Origin of the sequence: Methylomonas rapida, assembly GCF_024360925.2 — a bacterium.
Lineage (GTDB): Bacteria > Pseudomonadota > Gammaproteobacteria > Methylococcales > Methylomonadaceae > Methylomonas > Methylomonas rapida.
On record NZ_CP113517.1, the window covers coordinates 3,030,573 to 3,048,922 of the forward strand.

Sequence of the window (18,350 nt, forward strand, 5' to 3'; positions counted from 1 at the left end):
GCCATGATTTTAACCAAACATGCTGAGACCAGAATTCAACAACGTTGTATCCCTAAGCTGGTATTGGATTTATTACTTGAGCATGGCGCGATCGAACACCAGCACGGCGGCACGGAGTTGGTATATTTCAAGTCGAAGAATTTCGAGAGAGCGAGAAAGCAACTGGAACGAACATTGAAGGAGTTCGACAAATTGCGGGAAGCCTATTTGATCAAAAGTAACCAAGAAGCGGAAAGTCTAATCATTACCGCAGGTTATTTGAAAGGTAGTCCGAGAACCAAAACGAATCTGTAAATCGTCATTTAACACTTTCGACCAAGGTAAAAAATATGCGCGACAGTTTGGAAGCCAAATTAGAAGTAGCCGGTTTTTTAGAAAGGATCATCAATCGGAGTACGTATTCGCAGAAAGAAATTGCCGAGATGTGTGGTTTTAACACGCCTAATATCATCACTATGCTTAAACAAGGGTCCACGAAAGTCCCTGTCGAAAAAATTCCGGCATTGGCTAAGGCGCTGGATATTGATCGCGTCGAGTTTTTTGAGTTGGTGATGAAAAACTACAGGCCGAAAGAATATGAGGTCATTGTCGAAATTTTCGGGGAGCCGATATCCGATGCAGAAAGAGCAATTATCAAGCTTTTGAGACAGGTCATCCCGGCAGGGCAGTTAGTCAATAACACCAATCATTATCGAAATAAAATTCGGGAAGCCCTGGAAAATTGATCAAATTCGAGACTAAGCCAACGCCCCAATTTTTAATCAGGAATTGATATGCCAACCAATACATGCTTGTTTAATCAGTATCAAAAAACCATTACTAACCTCGACCCAAATAGCCTAGAAAATGGACATTTTCCAGAAAACTTGTTGATTCAAAAAGAAAACTCATTTTCGGTCTGGTACGCACCGTTCGATTACGTTAATCCGGTAGCCAAGATTGTACTCGTAGGCATCACACCAGGTTATCAACAAGCCTCAAATGCTTTAAGGAAAGCGCATGAAGTCTTAATGGCAGGCGGTTCTAATGATCACGCCAAAGCTGAAGCGAAAAAATTTGCCAGTTTTAGCGGCCCCATGCGTACTAATTTAACTGATATGCTTGATTTCATTGGCATACCTCAGTTGCTGGATATTTCATCGACAAAAACCTTGTTTGAAGATCAAACGCATTTAGTGCATTTTACTTCGGCACTTAGGTATCCAGTCATGATGAATGGAGAAAATTATGGAGGCACGCCAGCGATCACAAAAACTCCGTTTCTGAAGCATCAATTAGAATCTTGGTTTGCCAAGGAGTGTCAAATGTTGCCGGATGCGCTTTTTGTACCGCTTGGTCCGAAAGTAAGCGAATCACTATGGGCGCTAAAAGAGAAAGGTATACTTAGAGGCGACCAAATTTTGGATGGTTTGCCTCATCCGTCTGGCGCGAACGCTGAACGTGTTAAATATTTCCTGCGGCCTGGGCAGGTCATCCTGCATTCCGACAACGGCAGTCCTATGAAGGGGGCTACCATGCTCGCGACCTTGCAGCGGCTCGGCGTCGTCCCTTCGTTTAGCCGCCCGGCCGTGAGCAACGACAACCCTTATTCGGAATCGCTGTTCAAAACCTTGAAATATCGCCCGCAATACCCGTTGAAACCGTTTGCCGACCTGACGGTTGCCCGGCAATGGGTGGCCGATCTGGTGCAGTGGTACAACCACGAACACCGCCATAGCGCCATTGGATTTGTGACCCCGGCGCAACGCCATGCCGGCTTGGACTTAGCCCTATTGGCGAAACGCACCGCGCTCTATGAAAACGCCCGCCGCCAAAATCCGCAGCGCTGGAGTAAAAATACTCGTAACTGGAACAGAATCCATACCGTTCATCTCAATCCCGATCATGCCGAAGCCCAAAACAACTCGAACCAGGAGCCCTCTAACCAAAACAAAATAACCGCATAAGTTTTTACATTGAGGCGACAACTAGCTTGAAATTTTCCGCCCTCAAGAACGACATCCCCTTTGAGAGGGTGGGCCAGGGTGAGGACGCGATAAGCGATTACAGCAAAACTCCAACTGTCTGTCAGCGTGTTAATGCCAGACTCAGCCCGGAGAATTTCTGGGGCACCGTAATCTGGAGTAAACACACCTTGCCGGCCATCACGCGACTGACTCGCAACGTTGTCGGCATCGATTAACCAGACTTCGGCATACTCAAGTGACTGAGATACGAAGACATTCGCAGGGGAGAGATCGCCGTAGGCCAGTCCACGACCATGCAACTCAGCCAATATTCGCGCCAGTCGCGCAAGCATCTTTAACCGACGCGACAGGCCGCCTGTTTTTACATAGCCGGAGAGGCCGTCCTCAGACATCAATGCATCCGTCGACACCTGCATCAGTTCAGTCATTGGTGTGAGACCGTCCATTAGTTCCATGACGTAGCCAGGTTGCGGCTGTGTGATCAAAGCCAGGGGATGGGCGATTGGAAGGCCTTCGAGGGGGTGGCGCATCAGTGCGCGGATCTTGATCGCCCAACTGGCTCTCATTTCTTCTGTGGTTGCGCGCGCAACTTTGATGAGAACGTTAGGGTGGTTGGTCGTGCAGACGATCCCTTGTCCACCTTCACCGATACGACCCGTTAGCTCGTAGGACTGACCGTGCTGGTCTATCACCGTCCGGTTCTTCTTTGGCGCTTCTGCTGTTGTTATGCTCATTTGGATATCCTAAATATGGCCACCAGTGTTTTGTCGTCGCTATGCAGAGGGGTTGCCCAGTCATTCAATTCAGACTGTAGCCACCGCCTACCTCTGCGGCGATTCCGAGTGCTCAGGTCTTGATAAAGTGCGTCAAAAAACTCGGCAAGTTGAGCTGGTTCTAGATCATCGGCAACGCCATCTGTCATCAGCACCACACCATCGCCAGGCTCGGCAAGTTTGTCCTGTGTGGTACTCCATTTGTCCTGCAAGTGTGTGGACTCAAGTGCCCACGTCTGATTGCCATAGGCAGTGCGTTCTGGCGTAACGCGACGGAACTCGCCATCGCATCTCACCAGAAGCAGACCATCACCCAATTGAGCAGCCTGGAGATCGCCTTCAGCCGTCACGCGTGCGAACAACAGCGTCGTCGCAGCATCTCTTGGCCTTGCTAGCCCAATCGCTTCGATCCACAGCTGATGGAACAATGGCAGAGTTGCCGGCAGATCGAGGCCCATCGGTGCCGCGCGCAAGATCCGTCTGGCAACCTGGCAAGCACGACGCGCGCCCAGATCACTGCGGGCTCGAGAGCCCAATCCGTCAGCCACAGCCGCAATCCAGCCGTCCCGGCAGCCCGTCAAAGCCATAGCGTCCTGATTAGGCTCGCCAAGATCTAGGTGTCGGGGGCCGATAACGCTCGCACCGCAGGCAATAAACCTCATTGGAAGTCGAGGTCCAGTGCATCGTCATCCGGTGGCGGGACGACAAAGGCGGCTGAGAGATCTGGATTTTGACTTGTAGTGCGAGTGGTCACGCTCATAGTCACGGCACGGAAGAACCGATGTATATCCCGAGCGTTGTGCGCCTTGAAAATGGGAGCTTCTGCATCGTTTGCAAAATCCCTCAGCATTGCTTCATCGGCATCTGGACCAATTGCCATTGCAAGTCGGGCTGCTTTCTGCGCCCGCTCGGAATCACAGAGAGCCTTGAAAGGTGCTTCCCAATCATCGGTCGGCAGCCCATCAGATATGAGAATCAAAACAGGCCGGTATGCCCTGGAGGGAATGCGGTCTTTATCTTCGAGCAACTGCCGGACAAGGTCAAATGCTGCGCCCATAGGCGTCACACCTTCAGCCTTTAGCTCAGCAAATCCAGAAACACTATGCGCTGCAACTAATGGCAGGTGCATCTGTGCCTTACCACCAAAGGTGATCAATCCAACTTGAATTTCAGCGCGCAGACGACTTTCTTTGGAGAAAGTCGAGACCATGTCCTTCATCGCCGCGTTGAGCGCCTCGATCTTGCCGTTCTCCCCCATGCTGCCACTCGCGTCAGCCAAGACGATCACGGGTAGAGGCCGGGGCGTGGCGACAGCGAATTTCTTGAGACTGCTCATTTTCTTTATCCTTTGATCAAGTTGATTTTTCATATTTGGGGTTGCTGGATTGGGTGGAGCGGCTGGCGAGTGGGTGGTCCGCATCGCGTAATCGCTGATGTACCGACTCACGATGTCTTCTTGGTATTTTGCAAACCCCATGATCTAGCCTCCAATTCATAAAAGTTCCTATCTTTACGCACCATTCGTGCCATCTATCTTCAACTGGTATTTGACCAGCCAGTTTGTCAAAGTCTGGTAGCTCCCTAGGCCTAAAAGCTTCGCTGCCTCGGTCTTGTTTCCGAGGCTCTGTGCCATAGCCCGCTCAAGGTAGTGACGTGCTACATCTCCCATCAAGTCAGGAAGAGAGAACGCTTCACCAAGCGGCGCTCCAAGAATGGCGTCATCTGCGGGACTAGATGTCAACGCGAGAACTTCAGCCACATCCTCAGCCGTCATCTCCTCACCGGGCACCCAGATGGAGGCGCGCAAAAGAGCGTTGTGCAACTCTCTTACGTTACCTGGCCACGGGTGCCGAAGAAGAAGATTTCTTGCACCAACAGATAATCTTTTATGCTCAAAGCCCGGTTGTGATATTGCTTCGCGGTTGATCTGAGCAAGCAAGGCATCAATCAGTAGATTGATGTCTCCCTCTCGCTTCCGCAGCGGAGGTAAGACCAAGATGCCAACAGCGATTCGGTGAAACACATCCTCCCTGAATCGACCCGCCCGGACCTCATCCGGGAGGATTCGATTGGTAGCGGCAATGATACGCACATCGACTTTTCTGGTCTTGCTGGCACCTAGACGCGTAATCTCGCGCTCCTGAAGCACGCGAAGCAATCGCACTTGTGACGACAAAGGAAGCTCACCGAGCTCGTCCAGAAAAAGCGTGCCGCCATCCGCCGACTCAAAGTGACCAACGCGAGCAGTGTGGGCACCGGTGAAGGCGCCCTTTTCGTGCCCAAACAGCTCCGAATCAATGAGTTCGAGAGGTATGGCTCCGCAATTGACCGCCACGAATGGCGCAGCGCTTCGTTTGCTTGAGGCGTGAATTGCGCGAGCAAACAGCTCTTTTCCAGTTCCAGATTCACCTTGAATCAACACCGGCAGATCCCGCTGAGCGAGTCGCTGCGCCATCGCGACCACACGCTTCATCGGACCGCAGCGATGAATGATATTGGAAAACTCTGGCGAAGCCGGTGGCAGTCCTTGGACTAGCTGCGACAGGGTTTCATCGGCCCGCTTACTGGCAATGGGAAGAAACTCTGCGGCTAGGTCAAAAGGAACCACGACTGGACGCACGCCATGCTCACGAGAGGTCTCGATGAGGTTACACGCGTACTTGGCCTTTGCTAATAACACCCACACTGCAGCCATAGCGGGCGTACCAGGGCTCACATGAAAAGTGATGTTCAGCCCAGGTGATGAAGAGAGCGCTGCAGACACCGCTTCGTTAGCCGCAACATAAATATCTTCGAAATCGGTGGGGTTGCGCAGTTTCGTATAACACACATCAATAGCGCCCGAAAATTTGCTTCTCAGCCATGTCAAAAATCTCTGCGTTCTGTCCTGCCCGTGATCTGACAAGAGCATTAGACAATCGTACGCACCTGTATCCAGCGCCATCAAGATAGGGCCGGAGTCTGCGCTGGACTCATCCGCTGATGCGCGGAGGTCGGAGTTACCAAGCCATGCAAAAAGTGTGGGCATTTGGCATAAGAAATTATGTGATTACATAAATTTCATTCTATCTCGCTCCGTATGCAAATGGAAAGTCCATTAGTGTGGAAGGTGGCGATCGGAGGTCAGAATATGTGTTGATGCACAAGCCCGTCTCCACTATGCAACGCCTGAGAAGTCGCCACTTCCCAAGAAATTTGCATCAGGTACCTGAAGGCCCTCATTCGAAACGATTAGCAACCGCATTGGGTATAGAATCTGGCTTTGCGAAGTAAAAATACTGCTGTTCAACATTATTGGTCGTCAAAGGAAAGCTTGCCAACGTATTGCTGACTGAATCAGTCAGCCTCTCGAATGACAGCTTTGTAGCCTTATCGTTCGCAAAATCTGGATTTAGCTCAATGGCCGCTTTGGAGAAACGCGACCGACCGCTAGGGGTCGATTCTGTTGAAAAAGTCGGCATTTTGAATGAGCTATGTAGTGGCGCATTAGGCGAGTGATTAGATTTTGGGGGTCTGGCAAATGAATTTTCGAGGATGTCTCGAGTTTTTTTGGCTCTTCCGTATTTTGCGGAGAAACCACTACATGTAGTGCTATAGTCTTTGCCTGCCACAGTGAGTTTTGCTAAGGTCGACAATTTAACGCTGGAGTATCGTGATGACACAGTCGCTACTTCAAATACCGCTGGATATACCTGATGTTTGTATCGAAAAAGTTGAAACCACCGCCAAAGGCGAGTTCATCATCACGGTCAGTAGTACGTTAACCAGTGCAACCTGCCATCAATGCGGCCAGAGGATCGATAAGTTTTATGGCTATGGCAGAGAAATCACCTTGCGTCATTTGTCGATTTTCGATCGGCCGGTTTGGATCAAGCTAACCCCCAAGCGCTATCGATGCCCTGACTGCCCCAAAGGTCCGACGACCACGCAACAATGTGGCTGGTATAACTGGAAAAGCCCCCATACCAAAGCGTATGAGCAGTGGATATTGCGTGAATTGATCAACAGCAGCGTGACCGACATGGACGTGAAGCACGGCATCAGCGCCGAAGCGGCGGAAGGGATTATCAATCGGCACGTGGCCCAACAAGTTGATTGGTCTGCCATCCAAGGCATTCGCTTGCTGGGACTGGATGAAATCGCTTTGAAAAAAGGGCATCAAGATTTTGTGGTCATCGTGTCGGCTATCGATACCGAGGACCATAAGCGGATTCTGGCGGTGCTGCCCGACCGCAAAAAAGAAACGGTTAAAGCCTTTTTGCAGAATATTCCCGAGGCACAGCAACACGCGTTACAACGCGTCTGCGTGGACATGTATGAAGGGTATCGCAACGCCGTCTATGAGACATTGCCCGGCGTCGAGGTGGTGGTTGATCGCTTCCATGTCGCCAAGCATTATCGAGACGGCGCCGACCAGGTCCGCAAGGCGGAAATGAAAAAACTCAAGAATACCCTGTCTGCCGAGGATTATGCCAAGCTGAAAGGCGCGATGTGGGCTTTTCGGAAGCGCTGGATGGAACTCTCTGCCGATCAGCAAACCGTTTTGCTTTTTCTATTCCAGCAAGCCCCCATTTTGCGAGAAGTCTATATCCAACGGGAGCTTTTGACGGGTATTTTTGAGCGCCGACTCAATAAGGCTGAGGCCGAAAAAGCCTTGGATCGCTGGATGGAGCATATCAAAGTCTTGAAGTTGAAGGGCTTTGATGCGTTTGTCAAAACCTATCAAAACTGGCGAAATGAAATCACCAACTATTTCATTCGCCGGGAAACCAGTGGCTTTGTTGAAGGGCTTAACAACAAAATCAAAAGCATCAAACGACGCTGCTTTGGCATTTACAATACCGTCCGCCTGTTTCAGCATATCTGGCTTGATATCGAAGGGAGACGGTTGTTCGGTTATGCATAACCCTATATGTCGGGGCTACTCCGCGAAATACGGAAGAGCCGTTTTTTTGAGGTAAAACCGCCTTTTCGGCAGTTATGCGGGTATTGGGGGGGGCTGGTGTTGTTACCGCTAACATCTTGGCCATTCGCCTTAGATTTTGAGCAGTCGCCGCCAGTAGGAACTCATCCTTGGCATTACTGAAGCCTCGTAAACGCAGCTTATCCATTTTCAAAATGCGCTTGAGATGGGCAAACAGCATTTCCACCTTCTTACGTTCCTTACGTGACTGCTTATAAGCATCGGTTTTGGTAATGGCGCGCGCGACATCACGGGCCGATTCGTGGGGGCTTCGATCTATTTGACGATTAGCCATGTTAGGACAGCACTGCTCTTTGAGCGGACAGGCTTGGCAATCCAATTGGCTGGCGCGATAGCGATAAGGGTTTTTCTGTTTGCTGCGCCAAGCGGTTTTCAGAAACTTACCCGCAGGACAGATATACCGATTATTGTCCGCATCATAGGTAAAGTCAGAGCGGCCAAAGGTGCCATCGGTGCGTTCCGACTTATCAAATACGGGTACATGCGGTTCTATGTCTTTTTCATCGACTAACCATCCGAGCATGGCGGCTGCCCCATAATTGGTATCGCCCACCAAACGTTCGGGCTTCAGACCAAATGTCTCTTCTACCCGATCAATCATGGTCCGAGTCGCCTCCACTTCGGCGGCTTTATTGACCGCTGAGGCTTCCACGTCAAGGATGATGCCCGCTTCCAGATCGATCAAGTAATTGGTTGAATACGCGAAAAATGCGGGCCCACCAGGCGCAGCTGTCCAGGTAGCAGCTGGGTCGGTCAGTGAAAGCGTCCGGGTGGACTCTTTAGGATCATTCGTTTCTTCTAGTGCCGCGAGATATTCACGGACCGGGCGTTCTGCTTGAGCGGGATCGCCCCAATCTATGTCATCACCATTTTCAACTCGGCGTTGCCGTTGTGCATCGGCTTTGATGATGCTGGCGTCGGTGGCAAAACCTTCGCCACGCACCAGGCCTTCTGCCATACACCGTTTCAGGACAGTCTCAAACACTATCCGAAAAGCCTGGCTGTCCCGAAAGCGACCCAGACGGTTCTTAGAAAAGGTGGAATGATCCGGCACGGGATCGTCTAAATCCAGTTTGCAAAACCAACGGTAAGCCAAGTTGACATGCACTTCTTCACAGAGACGGCGTTCGGAACGAATCCCGAAACAATAGCCAAGGATTAACATGCGAATCATCAGTTCGGGAGCAATCGACGGCCGGCCAATGGGGCTGTAATACTCTGCTAATTGCTGACGAAAATCACCCAGATCGAGGAAGCGGTTGATACCGCGCAGCAGATGATCTTTGGGAATGTGCTTTTCGAGACTGAAACAGAAAAACAACTGCTCCTGAATCCCCGATTGTTGTCCCATCATGGCGTCACCTCATGATTGAGTGGCTGTTGGCTGTATTTTACTACTCTAGGAACCTTATATCAGGGGACTTTTTCAACAGAATCGGTCGTGACGCGACCGTCATATCTTCGAATTCATCGGCCGAAAGCTGTCGTTAAAATTCCGATTCCTGAAAGAGGCCAGCCGTCACTTAGTGAAACCGACACGATCTCAGCGTAACGATAGTCACGAATTTTTAACCAGCCTCGCAGCCAGATGAGTGATCCTTCGCTGTGATTGTTGGTTTTTCACTGCCATAGCCAATGCCTTGGGCTGGGCAATCACAACGACCAGTTTTTTACCACGCGTGACGCCGGTATACAGCAGATTGCGTTCCAGCAGCATAAAGTGCTGCATGGCCATCGGAATCACTACCACGGGATATTCGGAGCCTTGCGACTTGTGCACACTGGTGGCGTAAGCCAGCGTAATTTCGTCCAGATCACTGAATTCGTAGTCTACTTCCCGATCATCGAATACGATCTTGACCTGGCTTTCCTCAAGATCGATGGATTTGATCACGCCAATGTCGCCGTTGAACACTTCCTTGTCGTAGTTGTTGATTCGCTGAATGACCTTGTCACCGGGCGCATAGGTGTTGCCGAAACGGGTAATCTTCGGTTCGCTGTGTCCATTTAGCCGTGCTTGCAATTCGATGTTCAACGACCGCGCTCCCAGACCACCACGATTCATGGGCGTCAAAATTTGCACGTCGTTGACCGGATGAAACTGGAAACGCTGCGGAATCCGTTCGAGGACGACTTGCATCAATTTAGCGAAAATCTCCTCAGGTGTTTCGGCGTAGAGGCAATAAAAATCGCTGATGCCTTCAGTCTTATCCACCAAAGGCATTTGCCCTTGGTTAATCCGGTGCGCATTGGTAATGATTTTGGAGGTACTGGCCTGACGGAAAATTTCGGTCAGACGCACGGTGGCAATTTGACCGGAATCGATAATGTCGGCCAACACCGATCCTGGACCGACCGAGGGTAATTGATCGACATCTCCGACGATCAAGACCGCAGCCTCCGTCGGTATGGCTTTTAACAGCTGATTCATCAACACCACGTCCATCATCGACGACTCATCGATCACCAGGCAATCGAGGTCTAGCGGGTTTTCGTCGTTATGCTTGAACGCGAACTGCGTTGGATCGAACTCCAGTAAGCGATGCACCGTTTTCGCTTCCATGCCGGTCGATTCCGCTAAGCGTTTTGCCGCTCGCCCCGTCGGCGCGCACAAACCGATTCGAACTCGTTTGGCTTTGAGAATCTTGAGCAGACTGTTGACCAGGGTGGTTTTACCGACACCGGGGCCGCCAGTGATCACCGAGACTTTATGCTGGAGTACCAATCGTACGGCAGCCGCTTGCGACTGCGATAAGGTCATGCCGGTTTGCTCTTCCACCCAGGGTATGGCTTTATCCGCATCAATCACACCCCACGGTGCATCGCCTTGATTCAATCGATTCAGGTGGGCGGCACAACCGATTTCAGCGCGGTGCAAGGGCGTCAGAAAAATGAATTCGTCACTACCGTCGATTTCGGCAATCAAATTGCCTTCGGTCAATTCAGCGGCGATGGCTTGGTCGATAATCGATAATGGAATTTCCAATAATTTCGCCGCCATTTCGCACAGCTTGCTGCGAATCGCGGCACAGTGGCCTTCGCCGGACCATTCTTGCAATACATGTCGGACACCCGCTTGGGCGCGCAGCAGGGATTGCGGGCCGATACCCAGCTTCTGTGCCAAAGTATCGGCGGTTTTAAAACCGACACCGTGGATATCCAGTGCCAGACGATAGGGATTTTCGCGCACTTTCTCGATGGATTGGTCGCCGTAGGTTTTGTAAATGCGCACCGAACGCGAGGTGCCGACACCATGCGATTGCAGAAAGACCATGATTTCCCGAATCACTTTCTGTTCCGCCCAGGCGCTGGTCACCCGCTCCTGGCGTTTCTTGCCGATACCCGGCAATTCCAGCAGGCGTTCTGGTGTCTGCTCGATCACATCGAACACCTGCTCACCGAAGGCTTTGACCAGTTTTTTGGCGAAATGGGGACCGATACCTTTGACCATGCCGGAACCCAGGTATTTTTCGATACCGTCCAACGTGGTCGGCGGCACGATTTTCAAGGAAATGGTCTTGAATTGCTGGCCATGTTGGCGATCGTTCACCCAACAACCCAGGCATTCGATGTATTCACCCGCTGTGACACTAGCAGCCGAACCGATCACGGTAATCAGTTCCCGATAGCCTTTGACTTTGACCCGCAACACGCAAAATCCCGAGGCCTCGCTATGAAACGTCACGCGCTCGATGGAGCCGTGCAGTTTTTCAACCGGATTGTCCGCATGCGCTGGCGCAGCCTGTGACGTCATGGGTTACTAACTCTCGTCATGTTCGATAAACAGCGACGCTTGCGTGGGGTTCGCGTCATAGGACGTGCCATCGATGACAGGAAACAAACGTGAATAAGGCACCAGCCAAGTATGCTGCTCACTGATCTTGACAGTGGCCGTTTTGGGGTTCAGCCTAATGACTTCGCCGAACAATTCATGGTTGTCCCGGCCCTTGAATCCCACCTGCGTACCGACTTGCAATGCACTTTTGGGAATCCCGGTGGTATGCGGTTTGGGTTGAATCGCCGTATCAACGTCATCCAGATTGAGGTAATAAAATGGGATATTCCAGTTTTTCTGGTCTTTGACGTTTCTCACCAAGCAACGGGTCTTTTGAATCTTCAAGATCACCGCATCGATCAAGCCGTTGGCTTGCGGGTCGAAATAGCTAATCGATTGGCCGACTTTCAATTGGGCTTTTATCTGCTCTACCCGAACCGGATTGATGAGTTCCTGATAAATGGCAGACTGTAATCGATGTAAATCAAACAGTGATGCTTTATTGAGCGCTTCAAGAATTGCTGTGTAGTCCATTGCCGACGTCCCCGTTAACGGTTTTACCGCGATATTACCGGCTTTTATGTCGCCAAAATAGTGCCATGCATCGGGTAACATACAAAGCCGCCTCGTTTTTTCGCTTCACGGTGGCACCCAGGATAGAAGACGAGTTCGAACGGTATCCAGTCCGTTATACTGGGTTGGCGGACAGAACATCTACCAGGACGATTAATCCAAACAGCATCTATGGACTTTATAAAATTATGCGTGGGCGAGCGCTTCGATCATGACATGCCGGAAGAAGGCATGAGCATCATTCTGGCTAATGGCGCGCCATTATTGACTTTTAATTTTTCAGTTTCGCCGGGCGAAATCCAAGCCTTTCTCAATGGCGCCGCCTCGTTCGCGTTATTTGCCGAACAAAACCATCTGTTCTTTTTGTTTAAAATCGAGGGCTTTCTGGATTGGTCGGACTTGGCGTTTACCATTCATCTTGCCGGCGATGAGACCATCGATGAGGGTGATGCTTACTTGCTCTTTAATCTGGTCTTGGTGGATCCGAATACCAAAATTGTCAAAGGTTTGCGCATGGTGACCGTCTCACCGGATTTCAGGTCAAGATTGGCTGAGTTGATCCGCAAACAAGCCTCAGAGCCGTTTGATACGATGGCTTACTATCGTGGCATTGGCAGCCTTTATGATAAATATCCCACCGCAAGCGACTTACTCAAACAAGCCATGATCATCGAACAAGGCGGAAAGACACTACCGACGCTGTGATGGCTAGCGCCTACCCGCCCCACTGCCACAAATGATTCCTTTCATGCATACCCGATAATGACTAAATCCCAGCTCATCGAACGCATCAGCCTTAAATTGCCCCATTTACAGCAACGCGACGTCGAAATGGCGATCAACATCACTATCGATGTGATGAGCCACCATCTGGCACAAGGCGAGCGTATTGAAATTCGTGGTTTCGGTGGCTTCTCGATGATTCAACGAGCCGCCCGGATGGGGCGCAATCCCAAGACAGGCGAACCCGTGAGTTTGCCCATACGGCACGCCATTCACTTCAAACCTGGGCTGGACTTACGTGAACGCGTGTCCCTTTCCAGAGACCGATTCCCCTTGATTAAGGACTAGCCATCCCGTTATCCAATGATTTCAGCGTCGCATTGGCAGAGAGTATCTAAGGGATGCTTTGGGTAGCCCAAAGCCAAGATTCCTTTCAATCTTTTACAGCCCAACTCGCGAAAGCGCGATAAATAGCGAGTTTTCGCAAACGACCTGCCGAAAATCCTCTTCACAATAATGACCATCCCAACCGGAGGTCATTATGGAACCCGTTGCCATTCCCCATTCGATAGACGATCCGATTCACATTTTGCTGTGGAGCGCGGACGAGATCGTGCCATTCATCGTGAGCATGCTTACCGGCATGTTGATCGATCAGTTCATACCCGGCTTGGCGCTCGGCCTCATCGCGGTCAAGTTTTACCGGCGTTTCCGCGATAACCGGCCTGACGGCTACACCTTGCACGCGCTGTATTGGCTGGGTTTATTGCCGAGCCGCGCGCAGACCATCCCCAATCCCTACATCCGTCGGTTCCTGCCATGAGATGGTCGGAGTTTCTGCAAACCTGGGATGGGCACGAGACCGAGAACCGCTTTAGCCGCGTCATTATCATTGGCTTGCTGGTGATTTGCGTGATTACTTCGCTGGCCGCCTGGCGTACCGAGCGCAGCATCATCCTGGTGCCCCCTACCCTCACCCAGGAAGTCGAAGTGACGCGCAGTAGCGCTTCCAGCGAGTTCAAGGAATCCTGGGGGTTGTTCCTGGCGGAACTCCTCGGCAACACCACGCCGGCCAATGCCGATTTTCTGAAAACCGCGGTCGAGCCGTTATTGGCGCCCGATATTTACCGCAGTGTCCTGGACGCCATGAGCGATCAAATCAAGGCCATCAAGATGGACCGGGTCGCAATCAGTTTTACGCCGCGTCACGTCGATTACGAAGCCGAAACTAACAAGGTCTTTGTCAGCGGCGAACTCAAAAGCCAGGGTCCCAGTTCCAAACCGGACGTCAAACTCCGTACCTATGAATTCATCATCGCCATCAAAAACTATCGGCCCCGGCTGGAATACATCGACGTGTATCCGGATTCTCCCAGAACCCTGGAGCGATTGAAATCCACCCAGGGGCAACCTCAAGAGGCTAAATCATGAAACTTGTGTCGCACCCCTGGTTGTTACTCACCCTTGCCGGTCCGGCGTGGGCCACCGATGACTTACCCGTGACGGTGTTACCCCCGGTCACCACCGTGGCCGAAGAGTCATCCTCTGCGCCTTCACAACCCGTTGTCCCGCCGCAGCCCGATTTTGGCATCGAGTTACCGCCGGTTGATGCCAGCGTCTTGAAAGCCGCCAAACAGCAAGCGGCAGCCTCAAACTCAGCGTCAGCCACTTCCATCGGACCGCAGCACATCGCCGTCAAACCCGGTATCAACGAACTGATGCCGATTGCCGTCGGCCATTTGAATCGTCTGGTGACGCCGTTCGAGCATCCGGTGGTCACGACCACCAGCCAGGCCACCACCAGTACCAAAGGCAAAATCGTCTATGTCGCCACCGCCGACGAAACGCCGGTGACGTTATACATCACCCCCGGCGACAACCAGGACATTGCGCTGTCGCTAACCCTGATCCCCAAACGGATTCCGGCCCGGGAAATCCATCTCGATCTGGATAAGGACAGCTACCAACTGCTGAATCAATGGCAGCGCGCCGACACCGCGAGTCGATCTTCGAGCCAACAGGAACAAGCTTACATCAGCCAACTGAAAACCTTGTTTCGGGATTTGGGTTTGCAAAAGACCCCAGCCGGTTATTCACTCCGCGAACCCAAGCCACAAGAACAGATTCGCTGCCTGCAAGACCGCGTGCAGATCAAAACCGGCCAAGTCCTAGAGGGCCAGGATCGGCTGATATTGGTGGGTCTTGCCAAGAATACCGGCAGCGACCTGCTCGAGTTCGACGAACGCAGTTGTGCGACGACGCAACAGGACGTACTTGCCGTTTCGGTCTGGCCCAACGTGGTATTGAAACCGCAGGAAGCCACCGAGTTGTATGTCGTGGTCCGACAAGCGCCTGAGGCGTCAGTCAGTTTGCGGCCTTCGTTACTGAGCGGAGACCAACCCTAATGGCCAGCGTCGATACCTGGTGGGCACGCTTGACCCCGACCGCAAAACGCAATCTGGCCGTCGGCGGCATTGGTACCGTGCTGTTAGCCGTGATCATCGCGTTAGCCACTGTCACCCCGGAAGTCAGCAAGCCGCTCAGCAAACAGGCCACCATCCAACACATCCTGACCGATAGCGATCCGCGCTCGCTGGGCATCGACGGCATTTCCGCGCAATTACGCGATCTGCTGCAGAAGAACGACGAACAAGCCCGCCGGCTGGCCGCGATCGAAGAACAACAGCGGCGCGAGCAGCAATCCGACGAAATCCGCTTCAAACAATGGACCACCGCGGAGCGGGAAGCCTATGAAGCCAAACTGCAAGCCGTGACCGGTGAAGTCGAGTCGTTGAAGAACAAAGCCTCTACACCGGCGGTAGCCGGAAGCCCAGGTGATTCCAGTCAGCCTTCCATAGAACCAACAACACAGGGAAGACCCTACAACCGCCGCCCAAACAACTCGCCATTCGACAACGGGCAAGACGATCTCAACCGCGTGTTCGAGCAAGCCGCCATTCCCGCGCCGACACCTGGCAATACCGGTGTCTCGGGAGGACGAACCAATAGCCAAGCACCGGCGGCGATGCAGATTCGTGTCATCCAGGAAGGCGCTGACCAAGCCAATGGTAAAGACAAAGACGCTGCCCCAAGCTCTGACCGAGGCCGCTCGAACCGCGATCATGCCAAAAGCGACGTCTTCATCCCGGCCGGCAGTATTTTGACCGGCGTATTGTTGAACGGTCTCGATGCCCCGACCGGACGCAAAGCCAAGAAAGAACCGATGCCGGTACTGTTCCGGATCAAGAAGGAAGCCATTCTGCCCAACCGTTTTCACGCCGATGTGCGTGAGTGCTTCCTGCTGGCCGCAGGCTTCGGTGACTTGAGTGCCGAGCGCGCCTACTTTCGCGGCGAGACCTTTTCCTGTGTACGCCAGGACGGTGGCGTCATCGAAGTGCCGATGAATGCCTATGCCACCGGCGAAGACGGCAAAAACGGGGTGCGCGGTCGCGTCGTTTCCAAACAAGGCGCGTTACTCGCCCAATCGATGATGGCGGGTTTTCTGCGCGGCTTTTCCGATGCCTTCGGTCGTAATCAGATCCCGGTGCTGATGACCGGCGGCATCGGTGCCCTATCCGGAACCACCCCTTTCCAAAGCGCTTTTTCCTCGCAGTCGATGGAAGGCGGCGCGCTAAAAGGCGCGGGCTACGCGATGGAACGACTGTCGCATTTTTACATGGACATGGCCGAGGAGATTTACCCAGTCATCGAAGTCGATGCCACCCGCCAAGTCAACTTCATCGTGCAAAAAGGCACGGCGCTGAAGCTGAAAACCCCAAGCTGATTTTCACTAAAACACGGAAACGATTTATGCCTCTTCGCCAAACCCGTTTACTGCTGGCATCGCTGTTAGTCACTTCAACGGCCTTCGCTGCCAACCCGCCAAAACCGCCGGTGTCGGACATTGCTGCAGGCCTTTTGTCGATCAAGATCGACGGCATGCAGGACTTACCGATCTCGGGCCTGAAGATGGTCAAGTCCGGTGAACAAACGGTGTTTATTTCCAGTAACGGCCGCTTTGCCTTTTATGGCGGCAAATTGATGGACATCTGGACTCAACAGGAAATCAAGGAACTGGCCGATATTGAAAAAGTCGCCAACCGTATCGACCTGTCGCGGATGAAACTCAAGCCCGATGAGCTGGGCGCGGTGACGGTCGGCCACGGCAAAGCCCAGGTATTGATATTCATCGATCCCCGGTGCCCCTACTGCGGCAAGGTCATGCAAGAGCTGCAAGCCTTGCAAGACCAGTACACCTTCAAGCTGGTAATGGTCCCCATCCTCGGCCCCGAATCGCAAAACATTGTCGTGCAACTGGCCTGTCAGTTGGCCGCAAGCGATACCAAAGCCAAAGTCGCCGTGCGCGACCGCTTGTTGAAACAGGATTACGCCGGATTGCCAACCGAACCACCCACTCAGTGCAACAAAGAGCCGCTGCAGAAAGCCGTGGTCACCGCCAAGTTATTCGATTTGAAAGGTGTGCCGTTTCTGATCGCCCCGGACGGCCGTACCCACAGTGGCGCACCCGAGGTGTTAGCCGATTGGTTGGCCGACAAAACAAAGGCCGTATCCAGCACCACCACACCCGAACCAACGAAAGTGGAGAAAAAGCCATGAACCGTTATTGCCCGTTCCCATTAGTCCTTTCCAGCTTGACATGGATGTTTGTCACCGGCTGCGCAACACAGTACGGCTGTCAAGGCATGCCGGACGAACCCAGCTGTCTGTCGACCACGCAGGCTTACCAAGTCACCAATACGGCGATTGCGGAAGCGCCTCCGGAAAATAGCCAGAATTCGGAGTCAACCTCATCACCGGCAATCGTACCGCCGTTACAACAACCCGTACCCAAGATCGAAGATCCCACGCCGATTCGCACGCCATCGCAAGTCATGCGCATCTGGATCGCGCCTTGGGAAGATGCCGACGGCGATTTGATGGTGTCCAACTACGTCTACACCGAACTCGAACCCCGGCGTTGGATGATCGGCAAGGCGGTGCCCACTTCGAGTACCTCATTGATCCCGCTGCAAGTCGAGCAACGTCCGCCGGAGAAATGGTCCAGCGTCGATACCCCTGAAGACGAGAGTCCAGTCAATCGATTGGGCAAACAATTGCCCTGAACCGTAACCATTTTCACCGCAGGTCCCACGCCCCCTGCGAGAGTGAGCGGGCAACCGCTTATACCTGCCGGACTGAACGTCCGAGATTCGACGGGCAACCGTCTTTTAACCTGAATGAGGATATTTTTGATGAAAACATCCTATCGAAGCGGGGTCTTGCTGGCCCTGGCATCGTTATTTTTTATGCTAATGGCCAATGACGCCATGGCCGGTACCGGCGGTACCGAGTTCAACACCGTCTGGACCTTGCTGACCGGCTGGGTGGAAGGCTTGCTCGGCCGCATCATCGCTATCGTGTTCGTCATCGTCGGCCTGGTCGCCGGTGTCGTGCGCGGCAGCATCATGGGTTTTGTGCTGGGCATTGCCAGTGGTGTCGGCCTGTTTGCGGCGCCGACCATTATCACCAACATCGTGACCGCCACGATTTAGGCC

The 18,350-nt window shown here is 52.6% G+C and carries 19 protein-coding genes and 2 pseudogenes; 13 read left to right on the plus strand and 8 right to left on the minus strand.

Features of this window, described 5'->3' with window-relative positions; genetic code table 11:
• The first annotated feature begins 3 nt into the window (after positions 1 to 3).
• From NM686_RS14210 to NM686_RS14220, 3 genes and pseudogenes are all read left to right on the plus strand, one after another.
• A complete protein-coding gene (locus NM686_RS14210) occupies positions 4 to 294 on the plus strand; it encodes a hypothetical protein (RefSeq protein ID WP_255188495.1) in 291 nt (96 codons plus the stop codon).
• Between the two features lie 35 nt (positions 295 to 329).
• Positions 330 to 725 (plus strand): helix-turn-helix domain-containing protein, encoded by a 396-nt coding sequence (locus tag NM686_RS14215; RefSeq protein ID WP_255188496.1) that lies wholly within the window; start codon positions 330 to 332, stop codon positions 723 to 725.
• Between the two features lie 729 nt (positions 726 to 1,454).
• Positions 1,455 to 1,946, plus strand: a pseudogene (locus NM686_RS14220) (transposase); the annotation flags it as partial.
• Here NM686_RS14220 and NM686_RS14225 read toward each other — a convergent pair.
• From NM686_RS14225 to NM686_RS14245, 5 genes are all read right to left on the minus strand, one after another.
• The gene (locus NM686_RS14225) at positions 1,883 to 2,701 is read right to left on the minus strand and encodes a protein kinase domain-containing protein (protein WP_255188497.1); all 819 of its coding nucleotides are present in this window, start codon (positions 2,699 to 2,701) and stop codon (positions 1,883 to 1,885) included. The pseudogene NM686_RS14220 and the gene NM686_RS14225 overlap by 64 nt on opposite strands.
• Positions 2,698 to 3,402: a PP2C family serine/threonine-protein phosphatase gene (locus NM686_RS14230; protein ID WP_255188498.1), complete on the minus strand. Its 705-nt coding sequence runs from the start codon at positions 3,400 to 3,402 to the stop codon at positions 2,698 to 2,700. The genes NM686_RS14225 and NM686_RS14230 overlap by 4 nt, the downstream gene beginning before the upstream one ends.
• The gene (locus tag NM686_RS14235; RefSeq protein ID WP_255188499.1) at positions 3,399 to 4,217 is read right to left on the minus strand and encodes a vWA domain-containing protein; all 819 of its coding nucleotides are present in this window, start codon (positions 4,215 to 4,217) and stop codon (positions 3,399 to 3,401) included. The genes NM686_RS14230 and NM686_RS14235 overlap by 4 nt, the downstream gene beginning before the upstream one ends.
• A gap of 33 nt (positions 4,218 to 4,250) precedes the next feature.
• The gene (locus NM686_RS14240) at positions 4,251 to 5,651 is read right to left on the minus strand and encodes a sigma-54 interaction domain-containing protein (protein ID WP_269021822.1); all 1,401 of its coding nucleotides are present in this window, start codon (positions 5,649 to 5,651) and stop codon (positions 4,251 to 4,253) included.
• A 307-nt stretch (positions 5,652 to 5,958) separates the two neighbouring features.
• Positions 5,959 to 6,351: a hypothetical protein gene (locus tag NM686_RS14245; protein WP_269021823.1), complete on the minus strand. Its 393-nt coding sequence runs from the start codon at positions 6,349 to 6,351 to the stop codon at positions 5,959 to 5,961.
• A gap of 44 nt (positions 6,352 to 6,395) precedes the next feature.
• Here NM686_RS14245 and NM686_RS14250 point away from each other — a divergent pair, with 44 nt between their 5' ends.
• On the plus strand, positions 6,396 to 7,646 hold the full coding sequence (locus NM686_RS14250) for an ISL3 family transposase (protein WP_255187011.1): 1,251 nt from the start codon (positions 6,396 to 6,398) through the stop codon (positions 7,644 to 7,646).
• Between the two features lie 94 nt (positions 7,647 to 7,740).
• Here the strand turns inward: NM686_RS14250 and NM686_RS14255 are convergent.
• From NM686_RS14255 to NM686_RS14265, 3 genes and pseudogenes are all read right to left on the minus strand, one after another.
• Positions 7,741 to 9,078: pseudogene (locus tag NM686_RS14255) on the minus strand (transposase); the annotation flags it as partial.
• A 204-nt stretch (positions 9,079 to 9,282) separates the two neighbouring features.
• Positions 9,283 to 11,478: an SF1B family DNA helicase RecD2 gene (gene recD2, locus NM686_RS14260; RefSeq protein ID WP_255188502.1), complete on the minus strand. Its 2,196-nt coding sequence runs from the start codon at positions 11,476 to 11,478 to the stop codon at positions 9,283 to 9,285.
• Positions 11,479 to 11,484: 6 nt separating this feature from the next.
• Positions 11,485 to 12,033, minus strand: a complete 549-nt coding sequence (locus tag NM686_RS14265; protein WP_269021824.1) for a hypothetical protein — start codon at positions 12,031 to 12,033, stop codon at positions 11,485 to 11,487.
• 210 nt (positions 12,034 to 12,243) lie between these two features.
• On the opposite strand from NM686_RS14265, the gene NM686_RS14270 reads away from it, so the two are divergent.
• The 9 genes from NM686_RS14270 to traA all read left to right on the plus strand — a co-directional run bounded on the left by NM686_RS14270 (position 12,244) and on the right by traA (position 18,347).
• Positions 12,244 to 12,777: a hypothetical protein gene (locus NM686_RS14270; protein ID WP_196436528.1), complete on the plus strand. Its 534-nt coding sequence runs from the start codon at positions 12,244 to 12,246 to the stop codon at positions 12,775 to 12,777.
• Between the two features lie 57 nt (positions 12,778 to 12,834).
• Entirely contained in the window at positions 12,835 to 13,143 is a 309-nt protein-coding gene (locus tag NM686_RS14275; protein ID WP_255188279.1) for an integration host factor subunit beta, read from the plus strand.
• Between the two features lie 193 nt (positions 13,144 to 13,336).
• On the plus strand, positions 13,337 to 13,618 hold the full coding sequence (gene traL / locus NM686_RS14280) for a type IV conjugative transfer system protein TraL (RefSeq protein WP_255188280.1): 282 nt from the start codon (positions 13,337 to 13,339) through the stop codon (positions 13,616 to 13,618).
• On the plus strand, positions 13,615 to 14,226 hold the full coding sequence (locus tag NM686_RS14285; protein WP_255188281.1) for a type IV conjugative transfer system protein TraE: 612 nt from the start codon (positions 13,615 to 13,617) through the stop codon (positions 14,224 to 14,226). Before traL ends, NM686_RS14285 begins: the two co-directional genes overlap by 4 nt.
• Positions 14,223 to 15,200 (plus strand): TraK domain-containing protein, encoded by a 978-nt coding sequence (locus NM686_RS14290; RefSeq protein WP_255188506.1) that lies wholly within the window; start codon positions 14,223 to 14,225, stop codon positions 15,198 to 15,200. Before NM686_RS14285 ends, NM686_RS14290 begins: the two co-directional genes overlap by 4 nt.
• Positions 15,200 to 16,579, plus strand: coding sequence for a TraB/VirB10 family protein (locus NM686_RS14295; RefSeq protein ID WP_255188507.1), 1,380 nt, complete (start codon positions 15,200 to 15,202; stop codon positions 16,577 to 16,579). Before NM686_RS14290 ends, NM686_RS14295 begins: the two co-directional genes overlap by 1 nt.
• Positions 16,580 to 16,605: 26 nt before the next feature.
• Positions 16,606 to 17,412 carry a DsbC family protein gene (locus NM686_RS14300; protein ID WP_269021825.1) on the plus strand — a complete coding sequence of 269 codons (807 nt, stop codon included), beginning with the start codon at positions 16,606 to 16,608 and terminating at the stop codon, positions 17,410 to 17,412.
• Positions 17,409 to 17,918, plus strand: coding sequence for a TraV family lipoprotein (locus tag NM686_RS14305; protein WP_255188285.1), 510 nt, complete (start codon positions 17,409 to 17,411; stop codon positions 17,916 to 17,918). The genes NM686_RS14300 and NM686_RS14305 overlap by 4 nt, the downstream gene beginning before the upstream one ends.
• Positions 17,919 to 18,047: 129 nt before the next feature.
• Positions 18,048 to 18,347: a TraA family conjugative transfer protein gene (gene traA / locus NM686_RS14310; RefSeq protein WP_255188286.1), complete on the plus strand. Its 300-nt coding sequence runs from the start codon at positions 18,048 to 18,050 to the stop codon at positions 18,345 to 18,347.
• Positions 18,348 to 18,350: the final 3 nt, after the last annotated feature.

What these genes read in the sequence shown, in the direction of transcription:
- NM686_RS14270 (WP_196436528.1), top strand. Translation starts at nt 12,244, where the DNA reads ATGGACTTTATAAAATTATGCGTGGGCGAGCGCTTCGATCATGACATG.
- NM686_RS14230 (WP_255188498.1), bottom strand. Translation starts at nt 3,402, where the DNA reads ATGAGGTTTATTGCCTGCGGTGCGAGCGTTATCGGCCCCCGACACCTA.
- NM686_RS14235 (WP_255188499.1), bottom strand. Translation starts at nt 4,217, where the DNA reads ATGGGGTTTGCAAAATACCAAGAAGACATCGTGAGTCGGTACATCAGC.
- traA (WP_255188286.1), top strand. Translation starts at nt 18,048, where the DNA reads ATGAAAACATCCTATCGAAGCGGGGTCTTGCTGGCCCTGGCATCGTTA.
- NM686_RS14210 (WP_255188495.1), top strand. Translation starts at nt 4, where the DNA reads ATGATTTTAACCAAACATGCTGAGACCAGAATTCAACAACGTTGTATC.
- NM686_RS14225 (WP_255188497.1), bottom strand. Translation starts at nt 2,701, where the DNA reads ATGAGCATAACAACAGCAGAAGCGCCAAAGAAGAACCGGACGGTGATA.
- NM686_RS14275 (WP_255188279.1), top strand. Translation starts at nt 12,835, where the DNA reads ATGACTAAATCCCAGCTCATCGAACGCATCAGCCTTAAATTGCCCCAT.
- NM686_RS14250 (WP_255187011.1), top strand. Translation starts at nt 6,396, where the DNA reads ATGACACAGTCGCTACTTCAAATACCGCTGGATATACCTGATGTTTGT.
- NM686_RS14285 (WP_255188281.1), top strand. Translation starts at nt 13,615, where the DNA reads ATGAGATGGTCGGAGTTTCTGCAAACCTGGGATGGGCACGAGACCGAG.
- recD2 (WP_255188502.1), bottom strand. Translation starts at nt 11,478, where the DNA reads ATGACGTCACAGGCTGCGCCAGCGCATGCGGACAATCCGGTTGAAAAA.
- NM686_RS14240 (WP_269021822.1), bottom strand. Translation starts at nt 5,651, where the DNA reads ATGCTCTTGTCAGATCACGGGCAGGACAGAACGCAGAGATTTTTGACA.
- NM686_RS14300 (WP_269021825.1), top strand. Translation starts at nt 16,606, where the DNA reads ATGCCTCTTCGCCAAACCCGTTTACTGCTGGCATCGCTGTTAGTCACT.
- NM686_RS14305 (WP_255188285.1), top strand. Translation starts at nt 17,409, where the DNA reads ATGAACCGTTATTGCCCGTTCCCATTAGTCCTTTCCAGCTTGACATGG.
- NM686_RS14265 (WP_269021824.1), bottom strand. Translation starts at nt 12,033, where the DNA reads ATGGACTACACAGCAATTCTTGAAGCGCTCAATAAAGCATCACTGTTT.
- NM686_RS14215 (WP_255188496.1), top strand. Translation starts at nt 330, where the DNA reads ATGCGCGACAGTTTGGAAGCCAAATTAGAAGTAGCCGGTTTTTTAGAA.
- NM686_RS14295 (WP_255188507.1), top strand. Translation starts at nt 15,200, where the DNA reads ATGGCCAGCGTCGATACCTGGTGGGCACGCTTGACCCCGACCGCAAAA.
- traL (WP_255188280.1), top strand. Translation starts at nt 13,337, where the DNA reads ATGGAACCCGTTGCCATTCCCCATTCGATAGACGATCCGATTCACATT.
- NM686_RS14290 (WP_255188506.1), top strand. Translation starts at nt 14,223, where the DNA reads ATGAAACTTGTGTCGCACCCCTGGTTGTTACTCACCCTTGCCGGTCCG.